The following is a 25,148-nucleotide window of genomic DNA, read 5'->3' as shown; positions in this document are numbered from 1 at the left end:
GCTCAGCCCTTCCAGTGCAGGGCCGTGACCAGCGTGAAGAGGCGGCGCGCAGTGTCCGTGTCGCAGTCGATCTTGCCCTTCAGCCGTTCGGCGAGCAGGGCCGCGCCTTCATTGTGCAGCCCGCGCCGGCCCATGTCGATCGCCTCGATCCGGCTCGGCGTCGCGGTGCGGATCGCGGCGTAATAGGTCTCGCAAACGAGAAAATAGTCTTTCAGCAGGCGCTTGAAGGGCGTCAGCGACAAAATATGCGTGACGATGGTGGCGCCGGCCTCGTCGCGGACGTCGAAGACGAGCTTGGCGTCATGCAGGGCGATGACGAGGGCGTAAGGCCCGCCGTCATGCCCTTCCAGCGCGAAGCTGTTGTCCTCGATGAGATCATAGATGGCGATGGCGCGCTCATGCTCCTGATCCGCGGTGCCGCGCCCGATGGATGCCTCATCGAGCGTGACGGAGATCAGCCGCTTGGTCGCGCTCGTCGCCACCTCACGCCCCGCGCTGATCGAGGCGCACGGCCACAGAGCGCGCATGCGCCTGCAGCCGCTCGGCGTCGCCGAGAGCGACGGCGGCGGGGCCGATCGCCTTCAGCGAGGCGGCGTCGCATTTCAAGATCGACGTGCGCTTCACGAAATCCAGCACGCTGAGGCCCGACGAGAAGCGCGCCGAGCGCGCCGTCGGCAGAACGTGATTGGAGCCGCCGACATAATCGCCGATCGCCTCCGGCGTATAGGCGCCGATGAAGATCGCGCCGGCGTTGCGCACCTTGGCGGCCAGCTCCTCGGCGTCCTCCGAGACGATCTCCAAATGCTCGGCGGCGATGCGGTCGGCGAGCGGAATGGAAGCGGCGAGGCTCTTGGTCACGATGATCGCGCCATAATCGCGCCAGCTCTTGGAGGCGATCTCGAAGCGCGAGAGCGTCGCCAGCTGGCGCTCCACGGCGGCGGCGGCCGCATCGGCGAAGGCCGGATCGTCGGTGATGAGGATCGACTGCGCCGATTCGTCATGCTCCGCCTGGGCGAGCAGATCGATCGCCACCCAATCGGGATTGGCGGTCTTATCGGCGAGCACGAGAATTTCCGAAGGCCCGGCGATCATGTCGATGCCGACGAGGCCGAAGACGCGGCGCTTGGCGGCGGCCACCCAGGCGTTGCCGGGGCCGACGATCTTGGCCACGGGGCGAATCGTCTCGGTGCCATAGGCGAGCGCCGCGACGGCCTGCGCGCCGCCGACGCGATAGACCTCGTCGACGCCGGCGCGCTTGGCGGCGGCCAGCACCAGCGGGTCGATCACCCCATGCGGGGCGGGGACCACCATCACCAGCCGATCGACGCCGGCCACCTTGGCCGGCACGGCGTTCATCAGCACGGAGGAGGGGTAGGAGGCGGTGCCGCCCGGCACATAGAGGCCGACCGATTCGAGCGCGCTCCAGCGCCATCCGAGCTCGACGCCGGCTGCGTCCTTATAGCGCAGGTCCTGCGGGCGCTGGCGCTCGTGGAAGGCCGCGATGCGGGCGTGGGCGAGGTCGAGCGCTTCGAGCGTCTCCTTCGGGACCTTGGCCTCCGCCGCGTCGATCTCGGCTTTCGTCAGCGCTATGCCGGTCTGCGCGAGGTCGATATGGTCGAAGCGCTTGGAATAGTCGATCAGCGCGGCGTCGCCCCGGGCGGCCACTTCCTCGATAATGCCGCGGACCGTGTCGTCGACGTCCTGGGCGGCCTCGCGCTTCGTCGCCAGCAGCGCGGTGAAGCGCTCCTCGAAATCCGCCGCCGACGCATCCAATCGCCAAGTCATGTTCTTCTCCAACCGGTATTTCCGGTTGTCATGACCCTCCCTCGCCGTCTTCGTCAAGCTCATGTGACGGACAGGCCTTCGCGGCCCAGCGCGGTCCGAGGTCCTGGAGGCGGGCCTCGACGCATTCCACATCCAGGGAAATCGCCGCTCCGCCGGCGAAAATCAGCGTGACGACGCCCCCGGGAGGCTCGGCGGCGGGCTCGAAAGTGACGGCGAGAAGGTCCAAAATCGCTTCGGGCTCGGCGCGGGGGATTTTGAGCTGGCGCACCCGCCGCACCCCGTCGAAATGAACGCCCGCATGGCAGCGCTCGCGCTTGCCCTGCTCGGCGGCGGCCCAGTCGTAGCGGCAGCCGACGAAGGCGAAGCGCCGCTGCTCGGGCAGAAAGGCGATGTCCCCGACCCTGACCAGCGCGTCCTGGAGCAGGGCGGAGAGGCAGGAGAGATCGTCGGCGTCCATGGCCTGGAGCCTCAGACCATCCGACTGCGGCGAGGAAGAGCGCTTGAACATGGAGCTGGCCTCCTGTTCGAGCATATGGCGAGCGCCGTTTCGCTGCGCAACCGCGCCGCTGAGGCGATGGCGCACGCCGAGCGGAAGTTTGCCGCGTGGTTTCAAAAGAGTGAGCCCTGGTCGCCGCCGCCCTTGTCTTTTCCGCGCTTCGGCCGTGCGATAGGGGCCGGAGCGGGCGACGCGCCGCCGGATTCAGAGGGGGAACCGCTTTCTGCCCGGGCCGCGATTTCTCCATCGGCGAATTGAATCTTCACGCGTGCGCCAAGCGTGACGTCGCCAGCACGCCGCAACAAATTATCGGCCTCGTCTCGCACCAGCGCGAAGCCGCGCGCGAGCACCTGCTTGTAGCCGAGGGAAAGCCTCAGCTGATCGAGCCGCTTGAGCCGCGCCTGCCGCTCGTCCAAAATGCGGATGAAGGCCGAGCGTAGCCGCTGCTCGGCGTGGTCGAGCCGCCTCTGCGCGCCCTCGGCCTCCCGGCGGGAGAGGGCGAGGCGGGCGGCGAGGCCCTGGCGCAGGCGGGCGTGCAGGCCCTTCAGCCGCTCGGAGGCGCGCGCCAGCTCCGCCTGCGGGGAATGGCGGGCCAGCACATGGGAGACGCGCGAGAGCGCGAGGCGGCGGCCGTCCAGCGCGCGTCGCAGATTGCCGCGCAGTCGCTCGCCGGCGCGATCGGCGCGCTGGGCGGGAGCGAGCAGCAATTGCGCCCCCGCCGGCAGCACACGTTGCAGCGAGGCGAGATGGCGACGGTTGGCGTCGAGAAGCCGCCGCTCCGCCCCGCCGAGGCGGCGGGCGAGATTGGCCGTCTGCTCGATGAGCTCGGCGCGCACCGGCACGCATTTTTCTGCGGCGCCCGTGGGCGTGGGGGCGCGAAGATCGGCGGCGAAATCGATGAGCGTGGTGTCGGTCTCATGGCCGATCGCCGAAACCAGCGGAATGGCGCTCGCCGCCGCCGCGCGCACCACGATCTCCTCATTGAAGCCGAACAAATCCTCGAGCGAGCCGCCGCCGCGCGCGACGATCAGCACATCCGGCCGCGGAATAGGTCCGCCCGAGGGCAGAGCGTTGAAGCCGTCGATCGCCGCGGCGACTTCCGCCGCGCAGGTCTCGCCTTGCACGCGCACCGGCCAGACCAGCACGCGGCGCGGAAAGCGGTCGAGCAGCCGGTGCAAAATATCGCGAATCACCGCGCCGGTCGGCGAGGTGACGACGCCCACGACGAGGGGCAGGAAGGGCAGGGGCTTTTTGCGCTCGGCGTCGAACAGCCCTTCGGCCGCGAGGCGCTTGCGCCGCTCGTCCAGCAGCGCCATCAGCGCGCCCGCGCCGGCCGGCTCCAATGTCTCGATGACGATCTGATAGGAGGATTTGCCTGGAAACGTGCTGATCTTGCCGGTGGCGACGACTTCCAGCCCCTCTTGCGGCTTCACGCGCAGACGCAGGAAGGTCATCTTCCAGATCACCGCGTCGAGGCGGGCGTTCTGATCCTTGAGGCTGAAATAGACATGGCCGGAGGAATGCGGCCCGCGATAATTGGTGATCTCGCCGCGCACGCGCACATGGCCGAAGCGATCCTCAACCGTGCGTTTGAGCGCATTGGCGAGCTCGGAGACGGACAGCTCCGGCACATTCGGTCCGGCGGCGATCGGCGGGGCGGGGTCATCGCCCTCGGGGGCGGGGGATTTGGCGGGACGCTTGGCCATGAGGGAGATATGGCCGATTTTGCGCCGTCCCGCGAGAGGGGCCGGGCTGCTCGTCCAGAGGATTGCGACGGCGCACGCGCAAAACAAAAAGCGCGCGGCTCTCGCGAGCCGCGCGCCCAGAGGCTTCGGAGAAGCGCCGAATCAGTATTTGCGGATCAGCGGGCCGGGAGGCGCCAGCAGCACCGGGGCCGGCGCCAGCAGAGCGTAGCGGAAGCCGAGGCGAATGTCGTGCGAGGCGAGCTGGAAGCTCTGGCGCTCGCCCGCGCAGCCAGCGGCCTGGCAGCCGATCACATTGGTTTGGAACTTGCCCATATCGAGATAGCGGTAGCCGAGCTCGACCTTGAAATTGGGCGTGATGTTATAGGCGAGACCCGCCATCACGGCCCAGGCGAAATTGGTCTTGGTGGCGTCCTGGGCGATGCCGAAGCCGCCGGCCGGCTGCGCCGAGAGGTCATAGAGATTGTTCAGCCAATTGACCGCGACGCCGACGCCGCCGCCGACGAAGGGCGTGACGCCGTACCAAGTGCCGAGATCGACATAGCCATTCGCCAGGAACACCGCCGCGCTGTGCTGCGCGCTATAGATGTCGTAGCAGCGCACGCCGCAGGCGAGGCCGAAGATATTGGCGTAGCTCTGCGTGGCGCGATAATTGGCGGCGGTGCGATATTCGCCGGTCACATCGACGCGGAACCAGTTGTTGATCTGATAGCCGACGCCGGCGCCCGCGAAAGCGCTGTCGCCGATCGAATATTGATCGAACTGCGGCGCCGGCACGAGGACGGTCGGATCGAAGGTCGAGCGCAGATTGGAAAGCTGATTCACGCCGACGCCGACGTCGCCGCGCAGATACCAGCCGCCGAAATCGGCGGGCGGCGGCGGCTCGACCGGCGGAGGCGGCGGCAGCAGAAGATCGGCGGCGAATGCGCTGAAGCTCATGGTCATGGCGGAAGCGAACGCGGCCGCTATGAAGAGGGCTCTCGTCTTGCCCATTTATGTCTTCCCTTCACGATAGAGGACCGCGGCGCGGACCCTTGGCTTTCGCCAATGTGAAGGAAGATTGAGCGAGAACGCTTAAAGTGGAGTTAACCTTACTGGCGATGTACCTATGTGAGAGCGAGGAGAGAACAGCGAGCGGCAAATCGGCTACTCGCTACGCTCTATTCGCTGCTCGCTCGAAACGTCACGCCGCCTCGGCCCGCGTGAGGGCGTCGCAAATATCGTCCACGACGCTGCCGACGATCTCCGGGTCGTCGCCTTCGCCCATCACGCGAATGACCGGCTCTGTGCCAGAGGGGCGGATGACGAGACGGCCGGAGCCCTCGAGGCGGCGGCGGCCCTCCTCGATCGCCGCGACGACGGGGGCCTGCTCCAGCGCCCGCGCGCCGCGCGCCCGCACATTTTTGAGCACTTGCGGCAGCGGCTCGAAGCAGCGGCACACCTCGCTCACATTGCGATTCAGCTTCTTCACCGCGGCGAGCGCCTGCATGGCGGTGACGAGTCCGTCGCCGGTGGTGCCGTAATCGGAGAGGATCACATGGCCCGACTGCTCGCCGCCGAGATTGTAACCGAGCTCGCGCATGCGCTCGATGACATAGCGGTCGCCCACCGCCGTGCGCTCGAGATTGAGGCCCAGCCCCTGCAAATGGCGCTCGAAGCCGAGATTGGACATGATGGTGGCGACGACGCCGGGCTTGGCGAGCAGTCCCTCGTCGCGCCAGCTGCGCGCGACCACCGCCATCAGCTGATCGCCGTCGATCACATGGCCGAGCTCGTCGACCATGATGACGCGATCGGCGTCGCCGTCGAGCGCTATGCCGACATCGGCGCGCATCTCGCGCACCTTGTCGCGCAGCGCTTGCGGAGCGGTCGAGCCGACGTCGCGATTGATGTTGAAGCCGTCCGGCTGGTCGCCGATGGTGATGACCTCGGCGCCGAGCTCCCATAGCGCTTCCGGCGCCACCTTATAGGCGGCGCCATTGGCGCAATCGAGCACGACGCGCAGCCCCTCGAAGCTCATGTTCCGCGGCAGCGTGCGCTTGGCGTATTCGATATAGCGGGCGCGCACGTCCTCGACGCGCTTGGCGCGGCCGAGCTCGTGCGGCCCGGCGAGCCGGCTGGTCAGATCGCGGTCGAGCAGCTTCTCGATCTCCGCCTCGGTCTCGTCGGACAGCTTGAATGCGTCCGGGCCGAACAGCTTGATGCCATTGTCCTCGTAGAGATTGTGCGAGGCCGAGATCATCACGCCGAGATCGGCGCGCATGGAGCGCGTCAGCATGGCGACAGCCGGCGTCGGCATGGGGCCGAGCAGCAGCACCTCCATGCCGACGGAGGTGAAGCCGGCGACCAGCGCATATTCGATCATATAGCCGGAGAGCCGCGTGTCCTTGCCGATGACGACGCGGTGGCGCCGCTCGCTGTCGCGATTGAACACGAGGCCGGCCGCTTGGCCGACCTTGAGGGCGAGCTCGGGCGTGATCTTCTGATTGGCGCGTCCGCGAATGCCGTCGGTGCCGAAATAGCTGCGCGTCATTGCTTGTCGTTCTCCGGGAAACGGCGCGGGCGGCGGCGCCGGAAGGGCGAAAGAGCCGCCGCTGCGGCGCCAGTCGAACTCGAGATTGTGGGCGTTTTCGGTCCAAACGCCGACCCTGCGGGCATGATCGGAAAAGGATATGAAGAAATATCGTCATCCATACTGGCCGCTTCCATCGCCTTTCGCGTCCTGTGGTTAATGCTTATTCCCGAACGCGGCCCGTGAACGCGCCGCGCCGCCGCTTCGCTCTGCGCGCGGACGGGGCTATGCTCGTGCAATAACATGATCCGGGGGGCTCGATGAAGGTCGTCATCTACCATAATCCCGCCTGCGGCACATCCCGCAAGGTGCTGGCGCGGCTGAAGGAGGCCGGGCTCGAGCCGGAGGTGGTGCAATATTTGAAGACGCCGCCGGACCGAAAGGCGCTGAAGGCGCTGCTGAAGCAGATGGGCAAGGGCGTAAGGGACATCCTCCGCAAGCGCGGCACGCCCTATGAGGAGCTCGGCCTCGGCGATCCTTCCGTGAAGGACGAGGCGATTTTCGACGCGATCGAGAAGAATCCGATTCTGATCGAGCGGCCGATCGTCGTCATCGGCGACAAGGCCGCGCTGTGCCGCCCGCCGGAGACCGTCGAAGCGCTGCTCGCGTGAATGTCGCGGGCGTTTTCGCCGTCTATCTGGGGGCCGCCGCAGCCGAGATTGCCGGCTGCTACGCCTTTTGGGCCTGGCTGCGGCTCGGGCGGTCGCCGCTCTGGTCCTTGCCGGGCGTCGCATCGTTGATCATCTTCGCGGCTCTCCTCACCCGCGTCGAGGCGGAGGCGGCGGGCCGGGCCTATGCGGCTTACGGCGGCGTCTATATCGCGCTCTCGCTCTTCTGGTTGTGGGCGGTGGAAGGGCGCTCTCCCGATCGATGGGATGCGACGGGTGCGACAATTTGTCTAGCCGGGGCCGCAATCGTGTTTTTCGGTCCACGGAGTTGAATTTAAGATAGCTTCTCGCCATCGTTTCCGCAGAATTACGATCGTGAGACGATTTTTCAAATCGGCGACTCTCTGCCGCGACGCGAGCGGCGGCAGTGGGGCGAGCCATGGATTTGGTGAACGCATATCTCCTCATAGGGCTCGGTTTTTGTATGGGCTATGGGCTGCGAGAAATGATCTCGAGAGCGCGTCGGTCCCGGAAGAGGGCCGGGCGCCGACCGAGGCTGCGGCATCCGGTCATTTCTTACGCCGTTTACTGAGCGGGCGTTCTGCCAGACGAGCCGCTCCACCCAATCGACCTATTCGCGCGCGCGGCCGTTCCAATCATAGCGGCTGCGGGCGAATTCCATTTGCCTGGCCAGCAAATCCCGCGTCGTGATCGGGCCGGCGCCAATTCCCGCTGGAAAAGAAGAAGCCCGGCCTTTGGGGAGCCGGGCTTCTGAAATTTCCTATTTCGTGGATCAGACCGGATGCGGCTCCAGACCGCCCGCATCGGGCTCCGGCGAAGGCCGCGTGCGGCCCGTCGACGGCACCGGCGAGGGACGGGCCGGCGGCGCCGCCGGCGGCACATCCTCGCGCACGGGGCGCTTGCCTTGCAGCAGGCCGATCAGCTCGTCGCCGGTCAGCGTCTCGAACTCGAGCAGGCCGTTCGCCAGCACGTCGAGATCGGCGCGCTTCTCGGTCAGGATATGCTTGGCGTCGTCATAGCCTTCCTGCACCAAGCGGCGCACTTCCGCGTCGATCGTCTGCTGCGTCGCCTCGGAGAGCGTCTGCGTGCGGCCCATGGAATAGCCGAGGAACTGCTCCTGCTGCGGCTCGGCGTAAGCCACTGTGCCGAGCTTGTCGGAGAAGCCGAGCTGCGTCACCATCGCCCGCGCGATGCGCGTGCATTGCTGAATGTCGCTCGCCGCGCCCGACGTCACCTTGTCGTGGCCGAACACCAGCTCCTCCGCCACGCGCCCGCCCATGGCCAACGCCAGCATCGCCTTCAGCTGCTCATAGGTCTGCGAGATCTGATCGCGCTCCGGCAGGCCCTGCACCATGCCCAGCGCGCGGCCGCGCGGGATGATCGTCGCCTTATGGATCGGGATGGAGCCCGGCATGTTGAGCTGCACCAGCGCATGGCCGCCCTCGTGGAAGGCGGTGAGGCGCTTCTCCTCCTCCGTCATCACCAGAGTGCGACGCTCGGCGCCCATCATGATCTTGTCTCGCGAGTCCTCGAACTCTTGGCGAGTGACGATGCGCTTGCTGCGGCGCGCCGCGAGCAGCGCCGCCTCGTTCACCAAGTTCATCAGATCGGCGCCCGAGAAGCCCGGCGTGCCGCGCGCGACGACCTTGAGGTCCACATCCGGCGCCAGCGGCACCTTGCGGGCGTGAACCTTGAGGATCTTCTCGCGGCCGATGAAGTCGGGGTTCGGCACATTGATCTGACGATCGAAGCGGCCGGGACGCATCAGAGCGGGATCGAGCACGTCGGGACGGTTGGTCGCGGCGATGAGGATGATGCCCTCATTGGCCTCGAAGCCGTCCATCTCGACGAGCAGCTGGTTCAAGGTCTGCTCGCGCTCGTCATTGCCGCCGCCGAGCCCGGCGCCGCGGTGACGACCCACCGCGTCGATCTCGTCGACGAAGATGATGCAGGGCGCGTTCTTCTTCGCCTGCTCGAACATGTCGCGCACGCGGGAGGCGCCGACGCCGACGAACATTTCGACGAAGTCCGAGCCCGAGATGGTGAAGAAGGGGACGTTCGCCTCGCCGGCGATGGCGCGGGCGAGCAAAGTCTTGCCCGTGCCGGGCGGGCCGACGAGCAGCACGCCGCGCGGAATGCGGCCGCCGAGGCGCTGGAATTTTTGGGGATCGCGCAGGAACTCGACAATCTCCTGCAAATCCTCTTTCGCCTCGTCGACGCCGGCGACGTCCTCGAAAGTGACGCGGCCTTGCGTTTCCGTCAGCAGCTTGGCCTTGGACTTGCCAAAGCCGAGCGCGCGGCCGCCGGCGCCCTGCATCTGGCGCGACAGGAAGATCCACACGCCGAGGAAGGCGATGAGCGGCAGGCCGTTGATGAGCAGAGTCATCAGCCAGCTGTTGCCGTCGGCCGGCGGGCGCGCGCTGATGGCGACATTCTTCGCGGTCAGGTGCTGCACGAGCGACGGATCATTGGGCGCATAGGTCGAGAACGGCCGATTATCGGAGAAATGCCCGGTGATCTCATTGCCGGCGATCGTCACGTCGTGGACGCGGCCCTGATCGATCTGCGTGAGCAATTCGCTGAAGGTGATATCGCGGATCGGAGTCCGCTGACCCGGCTGCTGGAACAGCATGACGAGCGCCACGACGAGCAGCCCGATGATCGCCCAAAGAGCGATGTTCCTGAAGTTTGCGTTCATGTCGAACCTTGCGAATGACGATTCCGCCGGGGCCATCCCGGAAAACAGAAGTCGTTTCATGTAATCTAGGCGCGTCGGAAGCGATTGCCAAGAGATCGCCTCGCCGCGACGTTCTCGCCGTCTCGCGATGCGCGCGTCGCCTGCGTTTCGCAGCGCGAAGGGGCGTGTCGCCGAGGCTCATACGATCGAAGCGGAGTGGCTTTTTTACGGCTGTGGCGCGATCTCGGCGCGTCGGGGGGGCTCGGGCGTGATCGCGAGAGCGCCGCCGGCCAATGTGAGGCACGCCCCGCCCAATGTCGTCTTGAAGCGCCCTTCGGCCGCCAGCGCCGCCGCCAGCCTTTCGACGGCGCGCTCCAGACGCTCGAGCCGCGGCTCGCCGCCGCCGACGCGGGCGATCTCGGCCGCCAGCAGGCGCAGCAGCAGCTCGCGCGGCAGCGCGCGCAGAGCCGAGGCCTCAGCGCGAAACAGCCCGGGGCCGCGTTCGGCCGAAAGCTCCAGCGCAGCGTGCGCGGCGGACCAGGCGAGCGCCTCCTCGGCGCGGGCGGCGCGGGCGGAAAGGCGCAGCAACGCCTCGGCGTCGAGTCCCTCCGCCGCCAGTATGCCGGCCAGACGGCGCAGCCGCACGCGCGCATAGGCGGGGTTCTCATTCGAGGGATCGCGAATGAAAGGATGCTCCGCAGCGGCGCAGAGGCGTTCCAGCGCGCTCTTGCGAAAGGGAAGCAGCGGCCGCAGCAGCGCCAGCCCGTCCACGCGCGACTCTATCGACATGGCCGCGAGTCCGGCGACGCCGCTGCCGCGCGTCAGCCGAAACAGCGCCGTCTCGGCCTGGTCGTCGGCGTGATGGGCGGTGACGATGGCGCTCGCGCCGATTTCCCGCGCGCGCGCGCAGAGCAGGCGATAGCGCGCCTCTCGCGCGCGCTCCTGAATGCGGGTCGTGGGCTTTTCGCCCTCCCACCGCAAAATATGATGAGCAAATCCTAAAGCCCGCGCCCATTCGCCGACCTGCGCGGCCTCTAGCGCCGCTTCGGCGCGCAGCCCATGGTCGACGGTGGCGATCTCGACGCGCTTTTGCGCGCGGAGCGTCCAGCGCGCGGCGAGCAGAGCGAGGGCGATGGAGTCCGGCCCGCCGGAGACGGCGAGCAGCAGCGTTTCATGGCCGGCGAGCGGCGCCAGCGCATGGTCGGGGTCGGGAAGCGGCGGCTCAGCGGGCATTTGCGCCCGTCAGCATCGCACCTTCTTGCTTTCCTGCTGAGCGATTTCTTTCACCCGCGCCGGCGCGCCCGGATATTTCACCGCGATCTCGCCGAAGGAGGCGCAGGCCTGCTCGTTTGCGCCGATCTCGTGCAGCGATTGGCCGAGCCGCAGCATGGCCTCCGGCCCCTGCGGCGCGGCCGGATGCTTGGCCGTGATCTCGAGATATTTCTCCGCCGCTTCGCGATAGCGCTTCCGCAAGAAGAAGCTCTCGCCCAAGTTGAAGATCGCCTGCGGTGCGAGGCGGCTCTTCGGGTTTCGGGTGAGAAAGCCGGCGAAACCCACTTCAGCGGCTTCATATTCGCCTTGACGCAGCTTGGAGACGGCGAGGTCGAACTCGTCTCTCGGCGTCTGCGGCGCGGTGGGCGTCGGCGAGAGCGCGGCGGAAGGGCCGGGCGTCGGCGGAGCGGCCGGCGCGTCGAGCCGCCCATGGACGAGATCGAGCGGCGCGCCCGGCGAGCGCAGATCGGTGACGCCGCCGGCCGCTGCGGCCGCCGGCAGTGGCGCGCTCGGCGGAGTCGAGCCGAGAGGACGCGGCGCGCCCGGCGCATTGGGGTTGGAGCCGGCGTCGAAAGCGTCATTATGGCGCGTTCCGCCGGAGGCTCCGGGCGCTGCGCCGGGGTCGAGAGCGTCATTGCGCCGCGTTCCGACCGGGGAGATGGAGCTCGGGCCGGGGAGGGCCGTTTCCGGCGTCGCGGCCACGCGCGGCGCTTGCGGCGGAGGGGCGGAGGCGGCCGCGCCGCTCTCCTGAGCGCGCCGCAGCTGCTCCTCGAGCCGCCGCACATTATGCTGCAGCTCCTCCACCTGACCATTGAGCGCGCGAATCTGGTTCTCGAGCCGGTCGGTGCGCACGCTCGAGGCGCTCGCCTCATGGGGGGCGTTCTCTTCCTCGGGATCGCGATGGCCGAAAAGCTGCGTCACATCGAGGCGGCGGCCGATATTCTGGCCGATGTTCTGTATGCCTTGGCCGAGCTTGTCGAGGCGCGAGCCAGCGTCGGAATCGGCGGCGAGCGCCGCGCTTGCGGCCATCATGGCGCCGAGGGCGGCGCCGGCGAAAATGGAGCGTGACGAAAGGGTCATGGGAGGAATCGATCGCGAGAGCGGAGTGGGACGAGGCGTAGCATAAGCCGGCTTTCGACCAAAATTTGACGAAGCCGCGGCGAGCGTCGCGCGAGATGTGGCAAAGACGAGTCTTCTCGCGGATGGTCCGCATGGTATCGAGAGCGAGCCTGAAGGCTCGCGGTCCAAGGACGAGAGCCTTCGGGCTCGCTCTCGTGCTCTCGCGGCTGTTTCGCTCGCAATGTTCGGACTGACGAAGCTGCGCCACGCCGCTCGCCTTTTCCTCTGCATGGGCGCCGTCCATGCGCCCGCCGCCGGCTCGGCGCAGGAGGCGGCGGGCGTTTGCGCGCTCGAGGCCGCTGTTCCGGTCGAGATCGCGCCGCCGGGCTCCGATCTCGAGCTGTGGACCATGGACGGCCGCCGCTTGACCCTTTCGGGGCTCGAGCCGCCATCGGGCGCGGCCGCGCGCGAGAGCCTGCAGCGCTTCTTCGCCGAGCGTCTGCGCTCGGGCCGGCTCGTTTTCCTCGCCGCGCCGACAGCGACGCCGGACCGCTGGGGAGCGGCCGCGGCGGGACTCTTCGTCGAGGGGGAGGGGAGCGACGCGCCGCTCGTCTCGCTGGCGGAAGCGGCGATCGGCGCCGGGCTCGCGCGCTTTCGCCCCGATCCGGCCGCATTCGCCTGCCGCAATGGGCTGCTCGCCGCGGAGGAGCAGGCGCGCAGACGAAAGCTTGGACTTTGGACCTCGGGCGAGTATCACATCCTCGACGCCGGCCGGCCCGAAACGCTCTTCGGAAAGAAGGGAATGGTTCTGGTGGAGGGCGTCGTCGGCGCGATCGGCGAGGCGGGCGGCTCTCTCTATCTGAATTTCGGGCCGCGCCGCGGAGATTTCGCTGTCGTGATCTGGAAACGCAATCTCGAGACATTCGCGCGGGCCGGAACGTCGCCCAGAATGCTCACGGGGCGGCGAGTGCGCGTGCGAGGATTGATTGACACAGCTTTTGGACCGCGCATGGAGATCCTTTCTCCGGCGCAGATCGAGCTCCTCCTCGGCGACGAGCGTGTCGGCTCGTCCGAACGGCGGTGACGTGCGGCCGGCGGCCGGCGCGCGTCTCGCCGCGCTCGCGGTCTCCGTCCTCCTCGGCCTGTCCGGCTGCGCCCAGCTCGAACGGCAGGGCGAGCTGCTCAATGGCGGCGGCGCGCAACATGCGCGGCTGCCCCCCGCCGTGCCGCGCACCGTGGGCGGCGAGCAGCCCTCCGCCTCCGAGCACAAGGAGCTGGTCTCGCAATTCGGCGGCGAATATCGCTTCCCTTCGGCGGAGCGATATCTCGACGATATATTGGTCAAGCTCGCGCAGGCGAGCGACACGCCGGGCCAGGCCGCCTATCGCGTGACCATCCTCAACACGCCGGTGGTCAACGCTTTCGCTCTGCCGAGCGGCAATCTCTATGTCACGCGCGGCCTGCTCGCCCTCGCCGGCGACGCCTCCGAGGCGGCGGCGGTGATGGCGCATGAGATCGCCCATGTGAGCGCGCGGCACAGCGCGCTGCGCGCCGAGCGCGAGCGCGAGGCGGAGGTCATCAGCCAGGCCGCCGCCGTGATCCAGAGCAAGCAGAAGGGCGATGACGTGCGCGCCTCGCAGCGGCTCTCCTTCGCGAGCTTCTCGCGGCTGCAGGAGCTGGAGGCCGACGCCATCGGCGTGCGCGTGGTGGCGCGCGCGGGCTTCGATCCCTATGGCGCGTCGCGCTTCCTCGCCGCGCTCGGCAAATCGGCCGAGCTGCGCGCCGTTCTCTACGGCAAGAAGAAATCGCCCGAGCTGGACATATTGGCGACGCATCCCTCGACGCCCGATCGCATCGCCAAGGCGGTCGCGGCGGCGCGGCAGATCAGCGCGCCCGGAGTCGGCTCACGCGATCGCGAGGGCTATCTCGCCGCGATCAACGGCCTCGCTTATGGCGACGATCCCAATGACGGCTTCGTGCGCGGCCGCAAATTCGCGCATCCGCGACTGCGCTTCTCCTTCGTCGCGCCGGAGGGCTTTCTGCTCGAGAATTCGAGCGAGGCCGTCTTCGGCGTGAAGGAGGGCGACGATGAGGCGTTGCGCCTCGATCGCGTTCGCGCCCCGGTCGGCAAGACGCTCGAGGCCTATGTCGAATCGGGCTGGGTGGACGGGCTCTTGCGCTCGTCGATGAAACGCATCGACGTCAACGGCTTGCCGGCGGTGGTCGCCAGCGCGCGCGCCGGCGAATGGAATTTCAAGCTCGCCGTCATCCAGATCGACGACGAGCTCTATCGGCTGATTTTCGCCGTGCGCGCGCTCGACGAAGCGGCCGAGCGACGTTTCGCCGCTTCTGTCGCGACATTCCGACGCTCGAGCTGGGAAGAGTCTCTGGAGGCGCGTCCGCTGCGTCTCTTCATCGTGAGCGCGGGCGCGGACGACACCGCGGAATCCATGGCGCAGCGCATGGTCGTTCCCAACCGTCCGCTCGAATATTTCCAATTGCTGAATGGCCTCGAGCATGGAGGCCGCCTCACGCCGGGCGAGAGATACAAGCTCGTCGTCGAGTGAGAAACGCTCACGACGGATGGAACCGTCGCGCTCCGAGAATGTTGTAAGCCTTAGAATTCCCGGGGGGGCGGACGGCGGCGCCGGTTGTGTGGCCGCTCGGGGATTCTCCTCAATCGAGGCATCGTCGCAGCGCTTTTTCCTCGGCCGATCCCTTCGGTCGAAAGCCTTTCGCGCGCGACTGCCACCCCGGAGAGCGAGAATGGCTTATTTGCCCGGAGTTGGACGCGAGCTCGTAAAAGCGGCCATGGATGCGCCCTTTCTCGAACGCGAGGAAGAGAAACGTCTGGCGGTCGCCTGGAAAGACCATAAGGACACGGATGCGTTGGACAAGCTCGCCTCCGCGCATATGCGGCTGGTGATCGCGCTCGCCGTGCGCTTTCGCCATTACGGCCTGCCTGTCGCGGATCTCGTTCAGGAAGGCCATGTCGGCTTGCTGGAGGCGGCCGCGCGTTTCGCGCCGGAACGCGACGTGCGCTTCTCCACCTATGCGACATGGTGGATTCGCGCATCGATCCAGGACTATGTGCTGCGCAATTGGTCGATCGTGCGCGGCGGCACCAGCTCCTCGCAAAAGGCGCTGTTCTTCAATCTTCGCCGGCTTCGCGCCAAGCTCGCGCATGCGCCGCAATCCGAGGCCGGCGACGCTTTTCAGGCCATCGCCGGCGCCATCGGCGTCTCACGCGCCGATGTCGAGCTGATGAACTCGCGTCTCGCCGGCTCCGACGTCTCGCTCAACAGCCAATTGGTGGAGGACGATTCCTCCACTTCCGCCGAGCGCATGGATTTTCTCGTCGATGATCGGCCGCTGCCGGACGAGGTCGTCGAGGATCGCGTCGACTCCGATCGTCGCGCGCGCTGGCTCGCCGACGCGCTGAAGCTCTTGTCGGAGCGCGAGCTGCGCATCGTGCAGGAGCGGCGGCTCAGCGAAAGCCTGGTGACGCTGGAATCGCTCGGCGATCGTCTCGGCATTTCCAAGGAGCGCGTGCGCCAGATCGAGAATCGCGCGCTGTGCAAGCTGCGCAAGGCGCTGACCAAAGCTCAGGAGACGCCGGAGACGACCGCCGCCGCCGAGTGAGGAAAGCGCATCGAGGCAAAAAAAAACGCGGCCCCGACGGGCCGCGTTTTTTCGTGCAAATCAAAAGAGGGGGCGCGACGTCAGGCGGCGCGCTCTTCGACGTCGTCCTCTTCGCCCTCGTCGTCGCTCGCATCGTCGCCGGCGTCCGCATCGGAGTCGCCCTTCGGACCGCCGCGGCGCGGGCCCTTCTGCAGGAAGGACTCGATCAGCTTGAGCGATTCCGAATCGATGAGCTTGCGCACGGCCGCGACCTCGCGCGCCATGCGGTCGAGCGCCGCCTCATAGAGCTGGCGCTCCGAATAGGACTGCTCCGGCTGCGTGTCGGACCGATAGAGATCGCGCACCACCTCGGCGATGGTGACGAGATCGCCCGAATTGATCTTGGCCTCATATTCCTGCGCGCGGCGCGACCACATGGTGCGCTTGACGCGCGCGCGGCCGCTCAGCGTGGAGAGCGCTTTGTCGACGACCTCGGCCTCGGCCAGCTTGCGCATGCCGACGGCGGCGACCTTGCTGGTCGGCACCTTCAGCGTCATCTTGTCCTTGATGAAGCTGACGACGAACAGCTCCAGGCTGAAGCCGGCCACTTCCTGCGTCTCGATCGCGATGATCTGTCCGACGCCATGCGCCGGATAGACGATGAACTCGTTCGTCTTGAACCCGAGCTTCTGCGCCGAGGTCTTCGCCTTCACGGGGGCGGGAGTCGGCTTGATGGGGGCCGCAGCCGCGGTGCGCGCGGCGACAATGGCCTTGGGCGAAAGGGCCGAGCCCGTCGCGGCGCTCGTGGGAGCGGCGGGGACGGGGGCTCTGGGCGCCGGCGAAGATTTGGCGGTGATCGCCTTTCCTTGTGTCGATTTTGGCACTGGAATGGTTTCGCTCGAAGCTGGAGTTGAAACGGGCGCCGTCGCATTCGGCTCGCTCGCCCCCGCATCGGGGACGTGCGCGGAGGCGGCGACGTCGGAGTGCTCGATATCGGTTTTGATCGCGCTCTGGCGCAAGGACGTTGTAATTCTCGTCTCCCCGGTTACGCCGGCCGCAACGGCGGTTGAAGTCTCATGTGAAGTTCCCTGCAGAGCCGTTTTCGCGGCCTGCGGGCGGATGGCCTCGCCTCGCGCCGCGTCGATGCTCGGCGTCGCGATGCTTTTCGCGTGAGGCGGAGCCTCGGCGCTCTTCGTGGGCGCGGTCGCGGCGCTCGCGCTGCGCTTGGCGTCGCTGTTATGGGCGGCGCTGGCGCGCGCTCTCGCCTTGCCCGCTCCCGCGCCGGCCTTGGGGGCCGCGACGCTTTTTGCCGACTGCGAGGCGCCCGAGCGGGCGGCGCTCGCCTTGGCCGCCGTCTTGGCGGCGGCGCGCGTTCTGGCGGCGGAGCCGGTCTTGGTCCCGGCCTTGCTCGCCGTCGTTCTCGCGGCGGTCGCTCGTGAAGCGCTCGTTCTCGCGGCGGTCTTGCTCGCGGCGGTCTTGCCGGCGGCGGATTTCGCGCTTTTGGCGGAGGCGGGGGCCTTCGGAGCGGCGGCGGCCTTGGCGGCTGCGCTCTTCGACGATGCGGAAGTCTTGGCGGCTTTGGCCGCCGCGGTCTTGCTGGTCTTGCCGGCGGCGCTCGTGCTCGCAGGCTTTTTGGTCGAAGGCTCCGCCGCGACGGCCGAGGTCCGCGCCGTCCTGCTTCCCGCGCCGCGTCGCGCTCCGGCGACGGACGCCTTGCGATTCTTTGCGGTCTTCTTGCTGGAAGAGGACATACGCGGATACTCCTTCTGTTGCCCCGCTGTGGAGACGGGACGGAAGCTTCGTGACCGAATGGGCTCAACGCGCCCCGGCCAGGACAGCGCCAATGACCGCGCATGCTTTGGCTGGCGAAAGTCCGACGCTTCTACAATATAGAGCCGACATTGGCGGCGAGCGCCGCCATCTTCGCCCATTCTCGATGTCGGCGGCTGGCCGCTATTTCCCTTGTGGAAATCGCGACGCTTGCGCCCCTCGCGCCCGAAAGCTAATTCTTAATGTTCCGTATATCATGTGGTACGGGAAAAATCAAAGGAAAGGCGCCGGCGCCTTTCCGCATGGTTACGAGCGGCCGCGCTGGCGCCTTTGAATCTCTTAACGATTTCGCGAGCGCGTCCGCTGTGGACGACGGCGCGTCAGTCGCCTTCGCCGGGCTCGGGCGAGAAATGCGCCTCCAGCTTGCCGGGCTTGCCGTCCCATTCCTTGGCGTCGGCCGGGGGCTCCCGCTTGACGGTCACATTTGGCCAAGTCTGAGCGTATTCGGCGTTCAGCGCCATCCATTTCTCGAGGTCCGGCTCGGTGTCGGGCTTGATCGCCTCGGCCGGGCATTCAGGCTCGCACACACCGCAGTCGATACATTCGTCAGGATGGATCACCAGCATGTTGGCGCCTTCGTAGAAGCAGTCCACAGGACAGACTTCGACGCAATCCATATATTTGCACTTGATACAGTTTTCCGTGACGACGTAAGGCATGGGGCGTCCTCGATCCGCGGGCTTGCTAGCGTTTTTGAGAATGGGTTGCAAGCGGCCTCCCGGCCCGCGTGGCGCGCATGATATCCTGCGAGGGGTTGGAAGGGAATCGGTCTATGGCGGAAATCGAATCGGCTTCGCAGGAGGTCGCGGCCTCGCCGGCGGCGCGTTGCGTGACGGCGCGGGCTCTGCTGCTCGGCGAGCGAATCGACACGGGCGGGCTCGAGCGCGCCGATCTCGTCTCCACCTCGCCGCTCGCCTTTCCGGCGGGGCAGTCGGGCTTCGTCGTGCTCTACCGATTCGGCGTCGCCGTGCTGTTCGGACTGTCGCCGCTCGAGGAGGACGAGATTCTGGCCAAGGTCGGCGCCCGCGTCGCCGGCGCCGCCGCCCGCCGCGACGACGAGACTCTGGTGCTCGAGATCACGCCGGAGGGCGACGACAAGACGCTCGCCAATGGGCGGCTCGCGATCAAGGACGCCTCCGGCGAGCGTCTGCTGGTGGTCGCCGACGCTCTGGCCAAGAGCGTGGCGCTCGCCCGCGACGAGCGCCGCGTCAACGCCGTCTTCGACACGATCGAGCCTTTCGCCGCCGAGCTCGCCAGCAAAGGAAGGCCGCCCTTCCGCCGCCGCGCCATGCTGGAGCTGATCGGCCAGACGCTGCTGGTGCAGCATCGCGTCTCCGGCCGCGTCGCCGTGGAGGACAAGCCGGACGTGCTCTGGGACCGGCCGGATCTGGAGCGCCTCTATTCCAGGCTCGAGGACGAATATGAGCTGGAGGCCCGCGGCCAGACGCTCAAAGCCAAGGTCGACGTCATCGGCGAGACGGCGCGTGCGCTGACCGAGATCATCGACGTCGATCGCTCCGTGCGGCTGGAGGCGACGGTGGTCGTGCTGATTCTCGCGGAAATTCTGCTCACCTTGTTCCAGATATTCGTGCAGCGGGCGCATTGAGACCCTTTATGCCGAAAGCCCGCGCGTGACCCTCGGCCAGCTCTCCATTCTGGCCTCGGCTCTGTTTCTAGTCGGCTCGGCGGAGGTGATCGCCGGACCGCTGATGACCGCTATGGCGCCGGATTTCGGTGTCGCGCCCGCGGCCATCGCCTATCTGCCGGCGGCCTATGGCCTCGCCTATGCCGGCTTCGCCATCATCGCCGGGCCTTTGTCCGATCGCTTCGGCCGCAAGCGGCCGCTGCAGGCGGGGCTGCTCGGCTTCGCTCTGCTCAGCGCCGCGCTGGCCAACTCCTCCAATCTTTCCGTGGCCATAGCGCTCAGCGGCCTCGCCGGCCTCTGCGGGGCTTTCGTTCAGCCCAATTCCCTGTCCTTCGTCGCCGATTCCTCTTCGCCGGAGGAGGTGGACATTCGCACGGCGCGCGTCTTCGTCGGGCTGATGTCGGCCTTCGTCATCACGCCCTCCATCGCCGGATGGATCGCCGATCGTTTCGGCTGGCGCTACGCCTATTATCTTCTGGCGCTGCTGGCGGCGCTCGCCTTTGTGGCGGTCTCGGCGGCGTTTCGGCCCGGCCGCGCGCATGGCGGCGGCGTGGTCTCCTTCGTCGCCACCCATAGGGGCGCGCTGGCGACGCCGGGCGTCCTGCGGCGGCTCGCGGCGAGCTATTTCTGGCTGGGCTCGGTGGCGGGCTTCGGCGTGGTGGTCGCGGATGTCGCGGCGCGCAAGCTGTCGCTCTCGCCCACCGACGCCGGCCTATTGGCGGGCTTTTTCGGCCTCGTCACCATCGCCGGCAATCTGGCAGGGCCTCTCGTGCGTAGCCTTCTCTCCTATAGGGCGCTGCCCATAGCCTGCTTTTCGGCCTCGGCCGGCGTTTTCGCTTTTGCGCTGCCGGCCGGTTCGGTCGCGCAGCTCGCGCTCATCGGCCTGCCCTGGGCCTTCGGCTATGGCTGCGGCGGGCCGTTGCATCACGCTCGGCTCAGCGGGATGTCGGCGCAGTTTCGCGGCACGATCAACTCCTATCACGCGAGCCTGCTGAACCTCGGCATCTTCTCGACGTCTTTCCTGTTCGGCGCGCTGGCGCCGAGTGGGCTCGGGATTTTTTTCGCGCTCATCGGCGGGATATCGCTGATCGGCGCGATGCTGCTGGCCGTCGCCAATCTCGCCGAGCGGCGCGCGCTCACCGACAGATGAAACGCGCCGCCTCTTCGACGGCCGCGTCTGTCTCCCCCGGCGCGATCCAGCGGAACGACGGCAGCTGATGGCGCGCGAAGGTGAATTGTCGCTTCGAATAATGGCGCGTGTCGAGCTTGCCCTGCGTCGCCGCCTCATCGAGCGACAGCTCGCCGCGCAAATAGCGCAGCAAATGCGGAGCCCCATGCGCGCGCATCGCCGGCAGAGCGGGATCGAGCCCGCGCGCGCCCATCGCCTCCACCTCCTCGAGGGCGCCTTTGCGGAGCATATCGTCGAAGCGCGCGTCTATGCGCCGATACAGCTCCTCGCGCTCCGGCGCGAGGAAGAAGGCGAGGCATTGCGACGGATCGAGCAGCGAGGCCATGCGCGCGCCTTGGAAGGAGGCGAGCGGCTTGCCCGTCGCCGCGAAGACTTCCAGCGCGCGCAGGATGCGTTGCGGATCGGAGGGCCGAAGCTTCGCCGCCGTCTCGGGGTCGCGCTCGGAAAGGCGCGCGTGAAGATATTCCGGCGTCTGGCCTGCCGCTTCGGCGCGGATTTTTTCGCGAATCTCGGGCGGGACTTGCGGAATGTCCGAAAGGCCGTAGAGCGCGGCCTTGTAATACATGCCCGTGCCGCCGGCGATGATGGGCGTGACGCCCTCCTGCGCGAGCGCGCCGAGAAGACGCCGAAAATCCTCGAGCCAGCGGCCGACGGAATAATTCACCGATGCGTCGACATGGCCGAACAGCTCATGGCGGATGCTGCGCTCTTCCTCCAACGTCGGGCGGGCGGTCAAAATGCGCAGGTCGCGATAGACTTGCATCGAATCGGCGTTGACCACTGCGCCGCCGAGGCGTTGGGCGATCGCCAGTGCGAGAGCGGACTTGCCGCTCGCCGTCGGTCCTGCGATGAGAATGGCGCGTCTCGTCATCGGTCCTTCGCAACGACAAAACGAGCGAAATGTCAAAAGCCATCGTCGAACATGTCGCGACTTTCATCGCCGGCGCCGGCGGCCCGAAGCTGACGGTCGAGGTCGTGCGCGTCGCTGCGCCCGTCGGCGCGGTGGAGTGGCTGGAGCAGGGCGTCGCTGCGGACGTGTTTTTTCCCCTCGCGCCGGAGGCTTTGCCGGAGCGGCGTCTTTCGCTTCAGGCCGCTGCGGGCGCAGCCGGCGCCGATGTGATCGTCCAGCCGAAGGCGGGGCGGCGCAAGCGTCTCCTCGTCGCGGATATGGATTCGACCATGATCGGCCAGGAGTGCGTCGACGAGCTGGCCGAATTCGCCGGCATTCGCGAGCGCATAGCGAAGATCACGGAGCGGGCGATGAGGGGCGAGCTGGAGTTCGAGCCGGCGTTGCGCGAGCGCGTCGCTCTGCTCGCCGGACTGCCGGTCACGATCATCGAGACGATACTCGCCGAACGCATAAGCTTCACGCCGGGCGCGCGGCGGCTGATCGCGACTATGCGCGCCAATGGCGCCTATGCGGCGCTGGTCTCCGGCGGCTTCACCCTTTTCGCCGAGCGCATCGCGGCCGGCCTCGGCTTTAATGAGGCGCGCGCCAATCGGCTGGAGACGCGGGAGGGAATAATCACCGGCGTGGTCCTGCCGCCGATCGCGGGCGCGGCCGCCAAGCGCGAGGCGCTCGAGGAATTGTGCGTGAGGCTGGCTCTGCCGGCGGAGGCGACGCTCGCGGTCGGCGACGGCGCCAATGATCTGGACATGCTCGCGGCGGCCGGCCTCGGCGTCGCCTATCACGCCAAGCCGAAAGTGGCGGAGGCCGCGGCCGCTCGCGTCGATCGCGCCGATCTCTCGGCGCTGCTCTTCGCGCAGGGCTATCGACGCGAGGATTTCGTCGAGGCGGATATTCGCGAGGGGTGAAGGGCTCAGGCCCGGCTCTCAGGCCCGGCTCTCCTGCGGCGGCTCGGCGATGGTGAAGCGAAAGCGGGCTCTCGTCGCCTCGGAGGTGAGAAAGGCGGCGATGCTGACGCCGATGAAATGCGCCAGCAGCAGCGCGAAATTCACCAGCAGCACGAAGACGTCCAGCGCGCGAATGATCTTATTGGGATCGGTGATGGCGATGCCCGGCGGCTGCGACACGGTCTTGGCCACCAGCAGCGAGACGCTGAGCGATAGGCCGACGAAGGAGACGATCACGCCGATGAGACCGATCGCCAGGCCGAGCGTGAGAAACCAGAACGCCGTGAGCTTATGGACGCCGAGATAATCGGCCTGCGCCACGGAACGGGCCGCGCGCGTATAGAAAAAGGCGAGCGCCGTCGCCGCGCAGAGCAGCAGAAAAGCGAAGAGGCTCCAATAGATGGCGTCGCCATAGCCGGTCTGGCTCGGGCTGAAGGCGCGCCCGGATGTGGAAAATTGCAGCAGCACGGCGCTGGCCAGCGCTATGGCGAGCTGCGGCCAGAATTGCAGCCAGCCGAACAGGCGGAGACGTGACGAGAGTCCCGCGGTCGGCGAGCGCTCGATCAGCGCGGGTGCGAGCTTCACGGATTCCGGCGGCGGCGGCGCGGGGGAAAATCTCGAGAAGCCGCCCAGCGCGAAATAGAAGATGGTCGCGCCGGCGAGCGCATAGGCGAGCAGCCGATGCGCCGCCAGCAGCGCCTCCGAGGCGGTCGTTCCCTCGAGGCCGAGCGGCCGCGTCCAGGCTGCGCCGAGAATATCGGAGAGCCGAGGGTCGGCGGCGGGCGAAACGGGCAGGGGGTGGCCGAAGACCTCCAGCGGCGCGCCGCCGAAATAGCCCCAGAGCGCGCCGGTCGCGACCAGAAGCGCGAGCGAGAGATAGACGAGAAATTCGCAGAAGGCCGCCGCGACGCGGCGCCCCTTGGACCAGCGCGCGGGCAAGGCCGGCGGCGGAACCGCGAGCCGCAGCGCGATCTGCGCGATGAGCAGAGCGCCGGCGAGGACCCCGAGCGCGACATGCAGCGCGAAAGGCGGGCTGGCGAGCGGCCGCTCCGACTGAGCGGCGAGCCATCCGAGCGCCAGCGCGAGGGCGCCGATGAGGACGACCGAGAGGAAATTGGCGCGGGCGATGGTCGAGCGCATGGAAAGACTGTCCGGCAAAAGAAAACGCCCGCGTCGATCTCCGACGCGGGCGATCTTTTCGCCAGATAGGGCGCTCGCGCGAAGGCGAAAGCCTGGGGCTGTCGTCAGTCGAGCGTCAGAGCGACGAAATGCGTGTCGCCCTGGGCGTTGGCGACGATCAGCAGCGCCGATTTCTTGCCGCCGTCCTTCAGCGCCTTCACCTTCTTCACCGCATCGGCGGGATCGGCGACCGGCTCCTGATTGATCTCGAGCAATATCTCGCCGGCCTGCAGGCGCTTCTCCGCCGCGTCGGAGCGCGGATCGACGCCGGTGATGATGACGCCGTTCTTCACGTTTTCTTTGATCTGGAAGCGGTTGCGCAGCTCGTCGGAGAGCGAGGAGAGCTCGAGGCCGAGCGCCTTTTGCGCGGCGGTCTTCTCGATATTCTCGCTCTTGGGCGAATCATTGGAGGCGAGCTTCTCGCCATCCTCGAGGCGGCCGAGCTTGATCGACTTCGTCTGCTCCTTGCCGTTGCGGACGATGAGGACCTCGACCTCCTTGCCCACCGGCGTCGCGGCGACGAGCTTGGGCAGATCGCGCGATTCCTTGATGGCCTTGCCGTCGAATTTGACGATGACGTCGCCGGCCTTCAGCCCCGCGGTCTTGGACGGGCCTTTGTCGTCGACGCCCGCGACCAGCGCGCCGCGCGTCTGGCCGATGCCGAGATTCTCGGCGATGGTGTCATCGACATTCTGGATGCGCACGCCGAGCCAGCCGCGCCGCGTCTCGCCGAACTTCTGCAGCTGCTCGATGACCGGCTGCACCGTATTGGCCGGGGTCGCGAAGCCGATGCCGACGGAGCCGCCCGAGGGGGATAGAATAGCGGTGTTGATGCCGATCACCTCGCCGTCGAGATTGAACAGCGGGCCGCCGGAATTGCCTTTGTTTATCGAGGCGTCGGTCTGGATGTAATTGTCGTAGGGGCCGCTGTCGATATTGCGGTTGCGGGCCGAGACGATGCCGGCCGTCACCGAGCCGCCGAGGCCGAAAGGATTGCCGACCGCCAGCACCCAATCGCCGACGCGGGCCTTGTCGCTGTCGGCGAATTTCACCGCCTTCAGCGGCTTCTCGGGCTTCACCTTCAGCACCGCCACATCGACCTTCTGGTCCTTGCCGATCACCTCTGCCTTGAGCTTCTGCCCATCGGTGAAGATGACCGTCACCTCATTGGCGTCGGCGATGACGTGATTATTGGTGATGACGATGCCGGAGGCGTCGATGACGAAGCCGGAGCCGAGCGAGGCGGATTTGCGCTGACGCGGCAGCTCCGGGCCGCCCTGGCCCTGCTGCTGACGACGCTTGAGGAATTCCTCGAACAATTCGTCGAAGGGCGTGGAGGGCTGGCCGCCGGGGCCGGCCTCCTTGGACTGCCGCTTCTGGTCGACGGTCTGAGTCGCGGAGATGTTGACTACCGCGTCCTGCACCGATGCGGCGAGATCGGCCAGCGAATCGGGTCCTTTGGCGCGCGCCGGCGTCGCCGCCAGCGGGAGGGCGACGAGCGCGCCGACGAGCCCCGCGGCGAGGGCGCGCCTCAGCGCCGTGAAAAGCGAAACGGACGCGGCAGATGTCATACTATTGCTCTCCTGAGACCGGACGGCGCCTCGAGCGGCGGCGAAAGCGCGATTTGCGTTCCGCGC

Annotated in this window: 22 protein-coding genes; 8 read left to right on the top strand and 14 right to left on the bottom strand. The window is 67.4% G+C overall.

Translation table 11 applies throughout. The features are described from left to right. Positions 1–2: 2 nt before the first annotated feature. From ACT53T_RS09165 to glmM, 6 genes are all read right to left on the bottom strand, one after another. Positions 3–527 carry a UPF0262 family protein gene (locus tag ACT53T_RS09165; RefSeq protein ID WP_018265915.1) on the bottom strand — a complete coding sequence of 175 codons (525 nt, stop codon included), beginning with the start codon at positions 525–527 and terminating at the stop codon, positions 3–5. Then, positions 484–1,785: a histidinol dehydrogenase gene (gene hisD / locus ACT53T_RS09160; protein ID WP_026191376.1), complete on the bottom strand. Its 1,302-nt coding sequence runs from the start codon at positions 1,783–1,785 to the stop codon at positions 484–486. The genes ACT53T_RS09165 and hisD overlap by 44 nt, the downstream gene beginning before the upstream one ends. Positions 1,786–1,813: 28 nt before the next feature. Further along, on the bottom strand, positions 1,814–2,293 hold the full coding sequence (locus ACT53T_RS09155) for a DUF2948 family protein (protein ID WP_026191375.1): 480 nt from the start codon (positions 2,291–2,293) through the stop codon (positions 1,814–1,816). 101 nt (positions 2,294–2,394) lie between these two features. Next, positions 2,395–3,987, bottom strand: coding sequence for an exodeoxyribonuclease VII large subunit (xseA, locus tag ACT53T_RS09150; RefSeq protein ID WP_476160971.1), 1,593 nt, complete (start codon positions 3,985–3,987; stop codon positions 2,395–2,397). 141 nt (positions 3,988–4,128) lie between these two features. Then, positions 4,129–4,977, bottom strand: a complete 849-nt coding sequence (locus ACT53T_RS09145; protein ID WP_476160970.1) for an outer membrane protein — start codon at positions 4,975–4,977, stop codon at positions 4,129–4,131. A 190-nt stretch (positions 4,978–5,167) separates the two neighbouring features. After that, a complete protein-coding gene (gene glmM, locus ACT53T_RS09140) occupies positions 5,168–6,517 on the bottom strand; it encodes a phosphoglucosamine mutase (RefSeq protein ID WP_018265910.1) in 1,350 nt (449 codons plus the stop codon). A gap of 299 nt (positions 6,518–6,816) precedes the next feature. On the opposite strand from glmM, the gene arsC reads away from it, so the two are divergent. Both arsC and ACT53T_RS09130 read left to right on the top strand, forming a co-directional pair. Then, on the top strand, positions 6,817–7,167 hold the full coding sequence (arsC, locus tag ACT53T_RS09135) for an arsenate reductase (glutaredoxin) (RefSeq protein ID WP_476160969.1): 351 nt from the start codon (positions 6,817–6,819) through the stop codon (positions 7,165–7,167). Continuing rightward, complete coding sequence (locus tag ACT53T_RS09130) at positions 7,164–7,496, top strand: YnfA family protein (RefSeq protein ID WP_476160968.1); 333 nt, start codon at positions 7,164–7,166, stop codon at positions 7,494–7,496. Before arsC ends, ACT53T_RS09130 begins: the two co-directional genes overlap by 4 nt. 461 nt (positions 7,497–7,957) lie before the next feature. Here the strand turns inward: ACT53T_RS09130 and ftsH are convergent, their stop codons facing one another. The 3 genes from ftsH to ybgF all read right to left on the bottom strand — a co-directional run bounded on the left by ftsH (position 7,958) and on the right by ybgF (position 12,214). Then, positions 7,958–9,883: an ATP-dependent zinc metalloprotease FtsH gene (gene ftsH, locus ACT53T_RS09125; RefSeq protein WP_018265907.1), complete on the bottom strand. Its 1,926-nt coding sequence runs from the start codon at positions 9,881–9,883 to the stop codon at positions 7,958–7,960. A 204-nt stretch (positions 9,884–10,087) separates the two neighbouring features. Beyond that, entirely contained in the window at positions 10,088–11,095 is a 1,008-nt protein-coding gene (tilS, locus tag ACT53T_RS09120) for a tRNA lysidine(34) synthetase TilS (protein WP_476160967.1), read from the bottom strand. A 9-nt stretch (positions 11,096–11,104) separates the two neighbouring features. Then, positions 11,105–12,214: a tol-pal system protein YbgF gene (gene ybgF / locus ACT53T_RS09115; RefSeq protein WP_476160966.1), complete on the bottom strand. Its 1,110-nt coding sequence runs from the start codon at positions 12,212–12,214 to the stop codon at positions 11,105–11,107. A 220-nt stretch (positions 12,215–12,434) separates the two neighbouring features. On the opposite strand from ybgF, the gene ACT53T_RS09110 reads away from it, so the two are divergent. From ACT53T_RS09110 to ACT53T_RS09100, 3 genes are all read left to right on the top strand, one after another. Next, positions 12,435–13,277: a thermonuclease family protein gene (locus ACT53T_RS09110; RefSeq protein ID WP_476160965.1), complete on the top strand. Its 843-nt coding sequence runs from the start codon at positions 12,435–12,437 to the stop codon at positions 13,275–13,277. Beyond that, the gene (locus tag ACT53T_RS09105; RefSeq protein ID WP_476160964.1) at positions 13,252–14,760 is read left to right on the top strand and encodes a M48 family metalloprotease; all 1,509 of its coding nucleotides are present in this window, start codon (positions 13,252–13,254) and stop codon (positions 14,758–14,760) included. Before ACT53T_RS09110 ends, ACT53T_RS09105 begins: the two co-directional genes overlap by 26 nt. Before the next feature lie 199 nt (positions 14,761–14,959). Then, complete coding sequence (locus ACT53T_RS09100; protein WP_476160963.1) at positions 14,960–15,835, top strand: RNA polymerase factor sigma-32; 876 nt, start codon at positions 14,960–14,962, stop codon at positions 15,833–15,835. 80 nt (positions 15,836–15,915) lie between these two features. Here the strand turns inward: ACT53T_RS09100 and ACT53T_RS09095 are convergent, their stop codons facing one another. Next, the gene (locus tag ACT53T_RS09095) at positions 15,916–17,565 is read right to left on the bottom strand and encodes a CarD family transcriptional regulator (protein ID WP_476160962.1); all 1,650 of its coding nucleotides are present in this window, start codon (positions 17,563–17,565) and stop codon (positions 15,916–15,918) included. Between the two features lie 399 nt (positions 17,566–17,964). Next, the gene (gene fdxA, locus ACT53T_RS09090) at positions 17,965–18,303 is read right to left on the bottom strand and encodes a ferredoxin FdxA (protein ID WP_108917279.1); all 339 of its coding nucleotides are present in this window, start codon (positions 18,301–18,303) and stop codon (positions 17,965–17,967) included. 113 nt (positions 18,304–18,416) lie between these two features. On the opposite strand from fdxA, the gene ACT53T_RS09085 reads away from it, so the two are divergent. Beyond that, positions 18,417–19,250, top strand: a complete 834-nt coding sequence (locus ACT53T_RS09085; RefSeq protein WP_400768463.1) for an RMD1 family protein — start codon at positions 18,417–18,419, stop codon at positions 19,248–19,250. A gap of 25 nt (positions 19,251–19,275) precedes the next feature. Next, on the top strand, positions 19,276–20,439 hold the full coding sequence (locus ACT53T_RS09080; RefSeq protein ID WP_476160961.1) for an MFS transporter: 1,164 nt from the start codon (positions 19,276–19,278) through the stop codon (positions 20,437–20,439). Here ACT53T_RS09080 and miaA read toward each other — a convergent pair. Then, positions 20,426–21,349 (bottom strand): tRNA (adenosine(37)-N6)-dimethylallyltransferase MiaA, encoded by a 924-nt coding sequence (gene miaA, locus ACT53T_RS09075; protein ID WP_476160960.1) that lies wholly within the window; start codon positions 21,347–21,349, stop codon positions 20,426–20,428. The two genes, ACT53T_RS09080 and miaA, sit on opposite strands and share 14 nt — an antisense overlap. Positions 21,350–21,378: 29 nt before the next feature. Between miaA and serB the strand changes: the two genes are divergently transcribed. Further along, entirely contained in the window at positions 21,379–22,293 is a 915-nt protein-coding gene (gene serB / locus ACT53T_RS09070) for a phosphoserine phosphatase SerB (protein WP_476160959.1), read from the top strand. 18 nt (positions 22,294–22,311) lie between these two features. Here the strand turns inward: serB and ACT53T_RS09065 are convergent, their stop codons facing one another. Both ACT53T_RS09065 and ACT53T_RS09060 read right to left on the bottom strand, forming a co-directional pair. Next, complete coding sequence (locus ACT53T_RS09065) at positions 22,312–23,472, bottom strand: DUF3611 family protein (RefSeq protein WP_476160958.1); 1,161 nt, start codon at positions 23,470–23,472, stop codon at positions 22,312–22,314. 104 nt (positions 23,473–23,576) lie between these two features. After that, entirely contained in the window at positions 23,577–25,082 is a 1,506-nt protein-coding gene (locus ACT53T_RS09060; protein ID WP_476160957.1) for a Do family serine endopeptidase, read from the bottom strand. Positions 25,083–25,148: the final 66 nt, after the last annotated feature.

The sequence above is a fragment of the Methylosinus sp. DMC45 genome, from assembly GCF_056313885.1.
The sequence above is the reverse complement of the archived record's forward strand: the minus strand, read 5'-3'. Positions and strand labels throughout refer to the sequence as shown.

Coding starts and splice junctions, on each gene's coding strand:
- ACT53T_RS09165 (WP_018265915.1), bottom strand. CDS start 527: ATGCGCGCTCTGTGGCCGTGCGCCTCGATCAGCGCGGGGCGTGAGGTG.
- hisD (WP_026191376.1), bottom strand. CDS start 1,785: ATGACTTGGCGATTGGATGCGTCGGCGGCGGATTTCGAGGAGCGCTTC.
- ACT53T_RS09155 (WP_026191375.1), bottom strand. CDS start 2,293: ATGTTCAAGCGCTCTTCCTCGCCGCAGTCGGATGGTCTGAGGCTCCAG.
- xseA (WP_476160971.1), bottom strand. CDS start 3,987: ATGGCCAAGCGTCCCGCCAAATCCCCCGCCCCCGAGGGCGATGACCCC.
- ACT53T_RS09145 (WP_476160970.1), bottom strand. CDS start 4,977: ATGGGCAAGACGAGAGCCCTCTTCATAGCGGCCGCGTTCGCTTCCGCC.
- glmM (WP_018265910.1), bottom strand. CDS start 6,517: ATGACGCGCAGCTATTTCGGCACCGACGGCATTCGCGGACGCGCCAAT.
- arsC (WP_476160969.1), top strand. CDS start 6,817: ATGAAGGTCGTCATCTACCATAATCCCGCCTGCGGCACATCCCGCAAG.
- ftsH (WP_018265907.1), bottom strand. CDS start 9,883: ATGAACGCAAACTTCAGGAACATCGCTCTTTGGGCGATCATCGGGCTG.
- tilS (WP_476160967.1), bottom strand. CDS start 11,095: ATGCCCGCTGAGCCGCCGCTTCCCGACCCCGACCATGCGCTGGCGCCG.
- ybgF (WP_476160966.1), bottom strand. CDS start 12,214: ATGACCCTTTCGTCACGCTCCATTTTCGCCGGCGCCGCCCTCGGCGCC.
- ACT53T_RS09110 (WP_476160965.1), top strand. CDS start 12,435: ATGTTCGGACTGACGAAGCTGCGCCACGCCGCTCGCCTTTTCCTCTGC.
- ACT53T_RS09100 (WP_476160963.1), top strand. CDS start 14,960: ATGGCTTATTTGCCCGGAGTTGGACGCGAGCTCGTAAAAGCGGCCATG.
- ACT53T_RS09095 (WP_476160962.1), bottom strand. CDS start 17,565: ATGTCCTCTTCCAGCAAGAAGACCGCAAAGAATCGCAAGGCGTCCGTC.
- fdxA (WP_108917279.1), bottom strand. CDS start 18,303: ATGCCTTACGTCGTCACGGAAAACTGTATCAAGTGCAAATATATGGAT.
- ACT53T_RS09085 (WP_400768463.1), top strand. CDS start 18,417: ATGGCGGAAATCGAATCGGCTTCGCAGGAGGTCGCGGCCTCGCCGGCG.
- miaA (WP_476160960.1), bottom strand. CDS start 21,349: ATGACGAGACGCGCCATTCTCATCGCAGGACCGACGGCGAGCGGCAAG.
- serB (WP_476160959.1), top strand. CDS start 21,379: ATGTCAAAAGCCATCGTCGAACATGTCGCGACTTTCATCGCCGGCGCC.
- ACT53T_RS09065 (WP_476160958.1), bottom strand. CDS start 23,472: ATGCGCTCGACCATCGCCCGCGCCAATTTCCTCTCGGTCGTCCTCATC.
- ACT53T_RS09060 (WP_476160957.1), bottom strand. CDS start 25,082: ATGACATCTGCCGCGTCCGTTTCGCTTTTCACGGCGCTGAGGCGCGCC.